This is a genomic window from Streptomyces sp. NPDC101181 (assembly GCF_044767975.1).
GTDB lineage: Bacteria > Actinomycetota > Actinomycetes > Streptomycetales > Streptomycetaceae > Streptomyces.
Genome location: NZ_JBIWOX010000014.1, coordinates 190,328 through 199,991 on the forward strand (window position 1 = coordinate 190,328; position 9,664 = coordinate 199,991).

A 9,664-nucleotide genomic window follows, 5' to 3' on the forward strand; every position below is an offset into this window, starting at 1 on the left:
GGGGCCGGGGCCGGAAGAGGGCGCGAGGGGCCGGGAAGCCGAACACGGGCCGGGGGCCGTACGACGACAGGTCGGCGCTCAGTCGTCCAGCCCGGCCCGGACCCGGCGCGAGGGCTGGAAGACGTACAGATCCAGGATGTCCGGGGCGTCCGCGAGCCCCGGGCCGCCCGCCGCCGCCCAGGTCACGATGTCCTGCTCGGCGTGCTCGTCGTTGACCAGCCCCAGCCAGACCGGGCGGCCCCCGGCGCGGCGGCCCTCGGCGGAAGGCTGGACGACGATCACGTTGCCCTGCTCGCAGGCGTCCAGGCACTCGACCGCCCGGACGGTGGCGGCGCCCGCCAGGCCGGAGCGCAGCCGGGCCAGTTGGGCGGCGTGGTCGACGCCGGGGATCTTCTCGGTTCCGCAGCAGCAGCCCCGGCAGACGCTGACGGTGGGCCGGGGCACGCGCTGGGCGGGCACCTTCTGGCCGTCGGGCACATCACGGCTGGGGCGGGGGCGGCGGCTCATGAGGGGGACTTTCCGTCGCGGGTGAGGTCGGGCGGGGCGAGGCGGGATAGGGCCGGGCGGTCGCCCGGACCGCCGGTGATCACCCGCGACTCTACCGAGACCGCCCCCGCCTCGAACACCTGCGCCCGTATCCGGCCGGATGCGGTAACGTGGACGGCTGCGAAGGGGAGTAGCCCCGCAAACCGGTCGTCGACACACTGGAGCCTTCGGGTTCCCGGTGGCCGGGCTCGTCGGATCCTGTGACCAGGGTGTCCCACGGGCGGGCGAGACCTTCGGTCCTGTATGACACGTCCACGTCCTGTGGGCGCCACCGTCATGCCGGGCCGAGTGGTCCTCCGAACAGCCCGAGCGGCGCTTCGCGAAGATCCGGGGCCCGGCTCGCACAGAAAGCCACCCGGAATGCATCTCGACCTTCTGGCGATCATCACCGCCTTCGGGCTGATCTTCCTCGCGGAGCTGCCCGACAAGACGATGTTCGCGTCGCTGGCCATGGGCACGCGGATGCGCCCGCTCTACGTCTGGTTCGGCACCTCGTCCGCGTTCATCGTGCATGTGGCGATCGCCGTGGGAGCGGGCAGTCTGATCGGCCTGCTGCCCGACTGGATCGTCAAGCTGGTCTCGGCCACGCTCTTCGCGTTCGGCGCGTTCCTCCTGCTGCGCGGCAGCGGCGGGGACGACGAGGACGAGGCGGACGTGAAGACGGTGACCGGTTTCTGGCCGGTCTACTCGACCGCGTTCATGGCCGTCTTCATCAGCGAGTGGGGCGATCTGACCCAGATCACCACCGCCAACCTCGCCGCGAGCAACGGCACCTGGTCCACGGCGATCGGTTCGGCGGCCGCCCTGATGTCCGTCTCGGCGCTGGCCCTGCTCGCGGGGAAGTTCATCGCCAAACGCGTCCCGCTGAAGACCGTGCAGCGCATCGGCGGTATCTGCATGCTGGGCCTCGCGATCTGGACGGTCGTCGAGATCTTCACCGGCTGACGAGGGCGGTGAGGCGACGGGGGCGGAGCGGAGGGGCGGACGGGGGCCGCCGGTGCCCGTCCGCCCCCGTCCGCCGCTCTCAGAAGAGCGCCTGCGGTCCGCCGTTCTCGAAGGCGAGCAGCCGCTGCTTGCGGTCCAGCCCGCCGCCGTACCCGGTGAGCCCTCCGGAGGCGCCGATCACCCGGTGGCACGGCACGATGATCCCGACCGGGTTCTTGCCGTTGGCCAGGCCGACCGCCCGCGAGGCTCCGGGGCTGCCGAGGTTTCCGGCCAGTTCACCGTAGCTACGGGTCTCGCCGTACGGGATCTTCAGCAGCTGGGCCCACACGCTCCGCTGGAACGGCGTGCCGTGCAGGTGCAACGGCAGGTCGAAGGTGGTGCGCTCCCCGGCGAAGTACTCCGCGAGTTGCCGGACCACCTCGCCGAAGGGCTCCGGGTCGGGCACCCCGAAGGTCTCCTGGGGCGGCCGGTGGCGCTGGTCGGTCATGTAGAGGGCGGACAGGACGCCGTCGGTGGCGACGAGTGTCAGCGGTCCGTAGGGGCTGTCGACGACGGTGTGCCGCTTGGTCGTGGTCATGGGGGCGGAGCTCTCCTTCAGGCGGGCAGGTGGTTGACGGGGTGGTCGTCCACGGTCCAGAGGTACTGGACGGCGTAGGCGCGCCAGGGCCGCCAGTCAGCGGCCCGTGCGGTCAGGGCGGCCGGGGTGGCCGGGAGGCCGAGGTGTTCGGCGGCACGGCGGATGCCGAGGTCGGTGGGGAGGAAGGCGTCGGGGTCGCCGAGGGCTCGCATGGCGATGGACTCGACGGTCCAGGGGCCGATGCCGGGCAGCGCGGCCAGTTCGGCGCGGGCGCGGTCCCAGTCGGTGTCGGTGTCCAGCCGCACCTTCTCCTCCGCGAGGGCCGCGACGAGCGTGGTGAGGGTGGTACGCCGGGTGCGGGGCAGGGCCAGGGCCTCCGGGTCGAGCCCGGTCAGCGCCCCGGGGGTGGGGAAGAGGTGGGTGAGCCCGCCCTCGGGATCCTCGACCGGGACGCCGTGGGCGGTGACCAGCCGGGCCGCGTGGGTGCGGGCGGCGGCGGTGGACACCTGCTGGCCGAGCACCGCGCGTACGGCGAACTCCGCCCCGTCCACCGTCCGGGGCACCCGGCGGCCGGGGCCCGCGTCGACCAGCGGGGCGAGCAGCGGGTCGGCGCGCAGCCGGGCGTCCACGGCGACCGGGTCGGCGTCCAGGTCGAGGAGCCAGCGGCAGCGGCTGATGGCCCGGGTGAGGTCGCGGAGGTCGGTGAGGGCGAGCCGGCAGGCGACGTGGTCGGGGCGCGGGGCGAGGGCGACGATGCCGGGCCCGTACGGGAGGTTCAGGGTGCGGCGGTACGCGCCGTCGTGCCACTCCTCGACGCCGGGGACGGCGGTCGCGGCGAGGTGGCCGAAGAGGTTGCTGGGGTTGAGCGGGGCCCGGTAGGGGAGGCGGAGCGCGATGGCACCGGGTGCGGCGGTGGTCCCCGGGCCCCGGGCGGCCCGGGTGCGCAGGTCGCCGGGGGCGAGGGCGAAGACCTCGCGGACCGTGTCGTTGAAGGTGCGGATGGAGGAGAATCCGGCGGCGAACGCCACCTGGGCCATCGGCAGGCCGGTCGTCTCGATGAGCAGCCGGGCGGTCTGGGCGCGCTGGGCGCGGGCCAGGGCCAGCGGGCCCGCGCCCAGCTCGGCCAGGAGCTGGCGTTCGATCTGGCGGGCGGAGTAACCGAGCCGGGTGGCCAGGCCCGGTACGCCCTCGCGGTCCACGACGCCGTCCCGGATCAGCCGCATGGCGCGGGCGACGGAGTCGGCGCGGGCGTTCCACTCGGGGGAACCGGGGCTGGTGTCGGGGCGGCACCGCTTGCAGGCCCGGAACCCGGCCTGCTGGCAGGCGGCGGCGCTGGGATAGAAGGCCATGTTGTGGACCTTGGGCGGCACGACGGGGCAGCTGGGGCGGCAGTAGATCCGGGTGGTGAGGACCGCGGTGAAGAACCAGCCGTCGAAGCGGGCGTCCTTGGACTGGACGGCCGCCACGCAGCGCTCGGTGTCGGTGTGCATGGTTCCAGGATGGGGCACCGGTCAGGGGCTCGGCTGGCGGAAATCCGACAGGGGCCTCGGGCCGCCCCCGGGTCGCTTCCGAAGGCCCCGGGGGCGCCCCTCGGCTCACGCGCGGGCCGGGGCCGTCTCAGCCGCGCATCGCGAGGACTTCCTCGAACTCCGCGTACGCGTGCGCGCCGAAGAGCACGAAGCGCACCTCCTCCACCGGCTCCACGGTCTCCGCGAGGACCGTCCGGACGGCGATCCGGGCCCCGTCGTCCAGCGGCCAGCCGTAGATGCCGGTGGAGATCGCCGGGAACGCGATGGATTTGGCCCCCAACTCGGCTGCCAGGCGCAGGGATTCGCGGTAGCAGGAGGCGAGCAGCGCGGAGCGGTCCTGGGCGCCGGAGAAGACCGGTCCCACGGTGTGCACGACCCACTGCGCGTCGAGCTGTCCGGCGGTGGTGGCGACGGCCCGGCCAGTGGGCAGGCCCTTGCCGTACGGGGAGGCGCGCAGTTCGCGGCAGGCGGCGAGGATCTCGGGGCCGCCGCGGCGGTGGATCGCGCCGTCGACCCCGCCACCGCCGAGCAGCGAGGAGTTGGCCGCGTTGACGATGACGTCCACGGACTGATCGGTGATGTCGCCGCGGACCAGACGTACGGCGGGAGAGACGGAGGTGCTCATGCGGACATCATGCCGCGCGCGGCGGGCCTTCGCCGCCCGCTACGGCGGACCGGGCGGCGGGAGGGCTCAGGCCGACGCCCGCAGCCGCCGCCATACGGCCCTGGCGGCGTGGTGACCGGACATGCCGTGTACCCCGGGGCCGGGCGGGGTGGCCGATGAGCACAGGAACACCGCGGGGTGGGCGGTGGCGTAGGGGACGCGGGCCAGCTTGGGGCGGAGCAGGGTCTGGAGACCGGAGAAGGCCCCGCAGGCGATGTCGCCGCCGACGTAGTTGGCGTTGCGCGCGGCGAGTTGGGGCGGTCCGGCGATCGCGCGGGCGAGCACCAGATCGCGGAACCCGGGGGCGAAGCGCTCCAGTTGGCGTTCGATGACGTCGGTGGCGTCGCCCTCCCAGCCCGCCGGGACATGTCCGTACGCCCAGAAGACGTGGCGTCCCCCGGGGGCCCGTGAGGGGTCGGTCAGGGTGGGCTGGGCGGTGATGAGGAAGGGGGCGCTCGGGTCGCGGCCCTCGACGGCGGCCTTCAGCGCCGCGTCGACGTCGGTGGCGGTGGGGCCGATGTGGACGGTGCCCGCGCGGCGGGCCGCGGGCGCGGTCCAGGGGACGGGGCCGGACAGCGCGTAATCGATCTTGAACGCGGAGGCTCCGTAGCGGTAGCCGTGGTAGGCGCTGCCGAGTCCGGCGATGCGGGCGAGCGCGGAGGGCGAGGTGTCGAAGATGTAGGCGCGGGCGGGCGGCAGTTCGTCCAGCCGCTTCACCTCGCTGCCGGTGCGGATCGTGCCGCCGTGTGAGCGCAGGAGGGAGGCGAGGGCGTCGGAGATGGCCTGGGAGCCGCCGCGCGGGACCGGCCAGCCGTTCTCGTGGGCGGCGAGGGCGAAGACGAGCGCGATGGCGGAGGTGGCGAAGCCGCTGGTGGGCGCGATGGCGTGGGCGGCGAGCCCGGCGAACAGGCCACGCGCCTTCTCGCCCCGGAAGCGCCGGGAGACCCAGGTGGCGGGCTGGAGGCCGAGCAGCCCGAAGCGGGCGAGGCGGTACGGGTCGCGGGGCAGGCTCTCCCAGGGGGTGCGCAGGAAGTCGGCGGCGAGGGTGTCCCAGCGGCCGAGGAAGGGGGCGAGCAGCCGCCGGTAGGCCCCGGCGTCCTGGGGGCCCAGCGTCATGGCGCTCTCGCCGACGGAGCGGGTGAGGGCGGCGGCCGTGCCGTCCGGGAAGGGGTGGGCGAGGTCGACCTCGGGGTGCAGCCACTCCAGGCCGTGCCGCTCCAGCGGCATCGCGCGGAACGCGGGTGAGCCGATGCCGAGCGGGTGGACCGCGGAGCACGGGTCGTGCCGGAACCCGGGCAGGGTCAGCTCCTCCGTGCGGGCTCCCCCGCCGATGGCGTCGTGTGCCTCGTGGACCTCGACCGCAAAGCCCCGGCGGGCCAGTTCGGCTGCGGCGGTCAGCCCGTTGGGCCCGGAGCCCACCACGACCGCATCGAGCATCGACGGCACCTTGGGACTCCTTCGTCGGCCGGCAGGCGGATCACCAGGATATGGGGACCCACCGACAGCCCGGACCGGCCCCCTGGCGTCGCGGGCCGGGTCCTGTCCCGCGAGGGGCGCCGGTCGTCAGCCGCCCGCCCGCAGCGCCGTCAGGATCCGCCGGGCGGTGGGTTCGTCCCGGGCGGCGGTGAACGGCAGATCGTTGCCGCCCGCGATCCGGAAGGGGGCGCCCGAGAGCGTCGCGTGCGCGCCGCCCGCCTCCGCGACCAGGAGCAGACCCGCCGCGTGGTCCCAGGCGTACTCCCAGCTGAAGGCGACGGCGTCGAGCGCGCCCCGCGCGACGGCCAGGTACTCCAGGCCCGCCGAGCCGCAGGGGCGGGTCGCGATGCCGTCGGTGTCCAGACCGAGCAGGGCGTGCTTCTGGTCGTCGGTGGTGTAGTCGGGGTGGGAGGTCGCCACCGTCAGCGTGTCACCCGGTGCGGGCGCCCCGGAGCGGACCGGCTCACCGTTGAGCGTCGCGCCCCGGCCGCGTACGGCGACGGCCATCTCGCCGAGGACCGGCGCGTACGTCCAGGAGGCGTGGATCACGCCATGCTGGGCCAGGGCGACGAGGGTGCAGAATCCGGCCTCGCCCCGGACGAACTGGCGGGTGCCGTCGACCGGGTCGACGATCCAGACGGGGGCGTCGCCGCCGAGGGCCTCGTAGACGGAGGGGTCGGCGTGCACGGCCTCCTCGCCGACGACGACGGACCCGGGGAGCAGCTTGGTGAGGGAGGCGGTGAGGTGCTCCTCGGCCAGCCGGTCGGCGGTGGTGACGAGGTCGTGCGGGCCGTTCTTCTCGATGATGTCGTGGGTGGCGAGCTGCCGGTGGCGGGGCATGATCTCGGCCGCTGCCGCGGCGCGCACGGCGGCCTCGACCTCGGTGAGCGGCCCGGTGTTCCCGGCGGTCCCGTGCAGGAAGTCATCGATCATGTCCCCACCCAATCACGGGCCGCCGCCACCCCGGCCGCCGGGCGCTCGGAGGAGGCCGCCGGGTGTGCGACGGCCGGGACCGGGCAGGCGAGGGCGGCGGCCGGACGTGCGACAGCGCCGGCGGCACGGGCGCGGCGTCCGGCGGCGCGCGGCAGCCTGGGGAAACCTGGAGGGGGGCCCGCTCCCCGGCCGAAGGCGTCAGTCGTCCCGCCGCCTGCCTCTCCCCTCGTCCCCTTCCACGCACTGCCTTTCCTCGCATTCCCCTTCTATCTACGGAGACGTACGACATGGCAAAGATCCTTTTCGTGGTGACCGGCGCCGACCACTGGACCCTCGCGGACGGTACGGAGCACCCCACGGGCTTCTGGGCCGAGGAGGCCGTGGTCCCGTACGAGGCTTTCACGGCAGCCGGTCACGAGGTGACCGTCGCCACCCCGGGCGGCGTCGTGCCGACCGTGGACCGCGGGAGCCTGGCCCCCGAGGTCAACGGCGGACCGGAGGGCGCGGAGCGGGTCACGGCCGCGCTGGAGACGTTCGACGCGCTGCGGCGGCCCGTGGCGGTGGAGGACGTGGACGTGGACGCGTACGACGCGGTGTTCTACCCCGGCGGCCACGGGCCGATGCAGGATCTCGCGGTGGACGAGGCCTCCGGGCGGCTGCTGACCGCCACGCTGGCTTCGGGCAAGCCCCTCGGCGTGGTCTGCCACGGCCCGGCGGCGCTGCTGGCGGCCACCGGACCCGACGGCGCGAACGCGTTCGCCGGGTACCGGCTGACCGGCTTCACCAACGCGGAGGAGTCCCAGGCGGGCTTCGCCGACAAGGCGAAGTGGCTGCTCCAGGACCGGCTGGTGGGACTGGGCGCGGACTTCCAGGAGGGCGAGCCCTGGGCCCCGTTCATCATCACCGACCGGAACCTGATCACCGGTCAGAACCCGGCCTCCTCCGCACCGCTGGCGGAGGAACTGCTGCGACGGCTGGGCTGACTCAGGACCAGTCGCGCAGGACGGGCGGCTCGCACAGCTCCAGCACCACCTCACCCGTCTCCGGCTCGTCACCGGAGGCGGGAAGGGGGCGGACGCGCGCGCCCACCGTCACCAGCTGCGGGGCGGCCCCCACGACGCGGCAGCGGAAGACGAAGCCCTCGGCGAACCGCACGAGAGACTCGTTGCGGGCGGCCTCGGTATACCGGTGGATCACGGCGGTCCGGACGACCACACCGTGGCCGGTCGTGCGTTCAGGCTCCAGTTCGCTCGACGCGCACACGGGACACAGCAGCCGCCGGAACGAGGCTGTGCCGCACCAGCGGCAGCGGTGATAGGAGAGGCCGCACTCCTCGTGCGCCTTCTGGACGGTGCCCATCGCTGTCTGGGACACGGCTCGACCCCCTGCGCTCGACTCGGACGCGCCGCACCTGGCTGACGGCGCGTCCGCACCCTATGGCACTCAGTGCCGGACGGTAAAGGCACTGAGTGCCGATTGTTGCGCGATTCTTTCCCATCGAGCTCCCCCTCCTCCCCCCTTCCCCTCCAGCCCCTCCCTCCTCGACGCTTCCCCTCCTCAGCCCTCAGCTCTTCCGTTCGTGCCTTCCGTTCGTGCCGACGGCGTCCTCGATCTGCTGGACCACGCGCCACATGGGCGTACCCCGCCGGGCGACCATCACGACGACCTCCCCCTCGGCGGAGGTTCCGGCGGCGGTCGCGGGGACCAGGGCACCGGGGTCGGGCACGGACTCGGGGGCGGCGGGGAGCCGAGGGGCGACGGGTCGCCCCCACACCTCGCGCACCATCGCGAAGGCGTGGTCGACGGCTGCCTCGGGGTCTCCCTCACCGCCGGAACGCAGCCACAGCCGCAGCCCGTTGTTGTGCGCGGCGACCACGGACGCCGCGATCATCTCGGCCCGCAACTCCCCGTCACGGCCCTCGCCGAACCGGCCGCGCAGGTGCCCGGCGAGCGTCTGCTCGTAGCGGCGCACCACGGACAGCTCGTACGTGCGCAGCCCCGGCACCTCCCGGGTGAGCCGGTAGCGCCGCACGGAGAACTCGGGATTGGCCGCGTACATCCGCAGCACGATCCGCGCGGCGTCGCACACCGCGCCGACCGGGTCGCCGTCGTCGACCGTGGACAGGAACGCGGTCATCTCGGCGAGGCAGCGTTCGTGATCGGGGAAGACGACGTCCTCCTTGGAGGGGAAGTAGCGGAAGAACGACCGCCGCCCCACTCCGGCCCGCGCCACGATGTCGTCGACGGTCGTCCGCTCGAAGCCCCGCTCCAGGAAGAGCTGGAAAGCCGCCTGCGCGAGCGCCTCCCGCATGGGTGCCTTCTTCTCGGGTCCTCGTGCCTCGCTCATGCGGCGAAACGTAGCACCGGAAGGACACTTTTGGCACTGGGTACCTTTACAGAGGGTACTGAGTGCCATAGCCTGTCGCGTACTACGAATCACACCCAGGTGGGACCACACATCCAGGTAGGCAGGAGAGCCGGCGTGAGCTTGAGGATCGTTGTCTGTGTGAAGTACGTGCCTGATGCGACCGGTGACCGGCATTTCGCCGATGACCTGACGCTGGACCGTGATGATGTCGATGGTCTGTTGTCGGAGCTGGACGAGTACGCGGTCGAGCAGGCGTTGCAGATCGCGGATGCGGCGGACGGTGCGGAGATCACCGTGGTGACGGTGGGTCCGGAGGATGCCAAGGATGCGTTGCGTAAGGCGTTGTCGATGGGTGCGGACAAGGCTGTTCACGTCGAGGATGACGATCTGCACGGTACGGATGTGATGGGGACGTCGCTGGTGCTGGCGAAGGCGGTGGAGAAGACCGGCTACGACCTGGTGATCTGCGGGATGGCCTCGACCGATGGTGTGATGGGTGTGCTGTCGGCGTTGCTGGCGGAGCGTCTGGGTGTGCCGCAGGTGACGCTGCTGTCCGAGGTGTCGGTGGAGGGCGGTGTGGTGACCGGGCGGCGTGATGGTGAAACCGCTTCGGAGCGGTTGGAGGC

At 73.3% G+C, this 9,664-nt stretch carries 11 protein-coding genes; 3 read left to right on the forward strand and 8 right to left on the reverse strand.

The window, feature by feature from the left end; all coding sequences use genetic code 11:
* Positions 1 to 78 precede the first annotated feature (78 nt).
* A complete protein-coding gene (locus tag ACIRRU_RS21435) occupies positions 79 to 507 on the reverse strand; it encodes a (2Fe-2S) ferredoxin domain-containing protein (RefSeq protein ID WP_403682843.1) in 429 nt (142 codons plus the stop codon).
* A 399-nt stretch (positions 508 to 906) separates the two neighbouring features.
* Between ACIRRU_RS21435 and ACIRRU_RS21440 the strand changes: the two genes are divergently transcribed.
* Positions 907 to 1,491 (forward strand): TMEM165/GDT1 family protein, encoded by a 585-nt coding sequence (locus ACIRRU_RS21440; protein ID WP_403682846.1) that lies wholly within the window; start codon positions 907 to 909, stop codon positions 1,489 to 1,491.
* A gap of 79 nt (positions 1,492 to 1,570) precedes the next feature.
* Here ACIRRU_RS21440 and ACIRRU_RS21445 read toward each other — a convergent pair whose 3' ends face one another.
* From ACIRRU_RS21445 to ACIRRU_RS21465, 5 genes are all read right to left on the reverse strand, one after another.
* Complete coding sequence (locus tag ACIRRU_RS21445; RefSeq protein WP_403682848.1) at positions 1,571 to 2,068, reverse strand: methylated-DNA--[protein]-cysteine S-methyltransferase; 498 nt, start codon at positions 2,066 to 2,068, stop codon at positions 1,571 to 1,573.
* Between the two features lie 17 nt (positions 2,069 to 2,085).
* Positions 2,086 to 3,558 (reverse strand): AlkA N-terminal domain-containing protein, encoded by a 1,473-nt coding sequence (locus tag ACIRRU_RS21450; RefSeq protein ID WP_403682850.1) that lies wholly within the window; start codon positions 3,556 to 3,558, stop codon positions 2,086 to 2,088.
* A gap of 127 nt (positions 3,559 to 3,685) precedes the next feature.
* Positions 3,686 to 4,222: an O-acetyl-ADP-ribose deacetylase gene (locus ACIRRU_RS21455; protein ID WP_403682851.1), complete on the reverse strand. Its 537-nt coding sequence runs from the start codon at positions 4,220 to 4,222 to the stop codon at positions 3,686 to 3,688.
* A 66-nt stretch (positions 4,223 to 4,288) separates the two neighbouring features.
* Positions 4,289 to 5,707, reverse strand: a complete 1,419-nt coding sequence (locus ACIRRU_RS21460) for a phytoene desaturase family protein (RefSeq protein ID WP_403682854.1) — start codon at positions 5,705 to 5,707, stop codon at positions 4,289 to 4,291.
* 117 nt (positions 5,708 to 5,824) lie between these two features.
* Complete coding sequence (locus tag ACIRRU_RS21465; RefSeq protein WP_363200256.1) at positions 5,825 to 6,670, reverse strand: inositol monophosphatase family protein; 846 nt, start codon at positions 6,668 to 6,670, stop codon at positions 5,825 to 5,827.
* Positions 6,671 to 6,957: 287 nt separating this feature from the next.
* Here ACIRRU_RS21465 and ACIRRU_RS21470 point away from each other — a divergent pair, with 287 nt between their 5' ends.
* Entirely contained in the window at positions 6,958 to 7,653 is a 696-nt protein-coding gene (locus ACIRRU_RS21470) for a type 1 glutamine amidotransferase domain-containing protein (RefSeq protein ID WP_403682857.1), read from the forward strand.
* 1 nt (position 7,654) lies between these two features.
* Here ACIRRU_RS21470 and ACIRRU_RS21475 read toward each other — a convergent pair whose 3' ends face one another.
* Together ACIRRU_RS21475 and ACIRRU_RS21480 are read right to left on the reverse strand one after the other, a co-directional pair.
* A complete protein-coding gene (locus ACIRRU_RS21475) occupies positions 7,655 to 8,029 on the reverse strand; it encodes a hypothetical protein (protein ID WP_363200279.1) in 375 nt (124 codons plus the stop codon).
* Positions 8,030 to 8,234: 205 nt separating this feature from the next.
* The gene (locus ACIRRU_RS21480; protein ID WP_403682879.1) at positions 8,235 to 8,981 is read right to left on the reverse strand and encodes a TetR family transcriptional regulator; all 747 of its coding nucleotides are present in this window, start codon (positions 8,979 to 8,981) and stop codon (positions 8,235 to 8,237) included.
* Positions 8,982 to 9,152: 171 nt separating this feature from the next.
* Between ACIRRU_RS21480 and ACIRRU_RS21485 the strand changes: the two genes are divergently transcribed.
* Positions 9,153 to 9,664: electron transfer flavoprotein subunit beta/FixA family protein (locus ACIRRU_RS21485; RefSeq protein WP_403682859.1), on the forward strand; the 512-nt coding region annotated here is incomplete at its 3' end.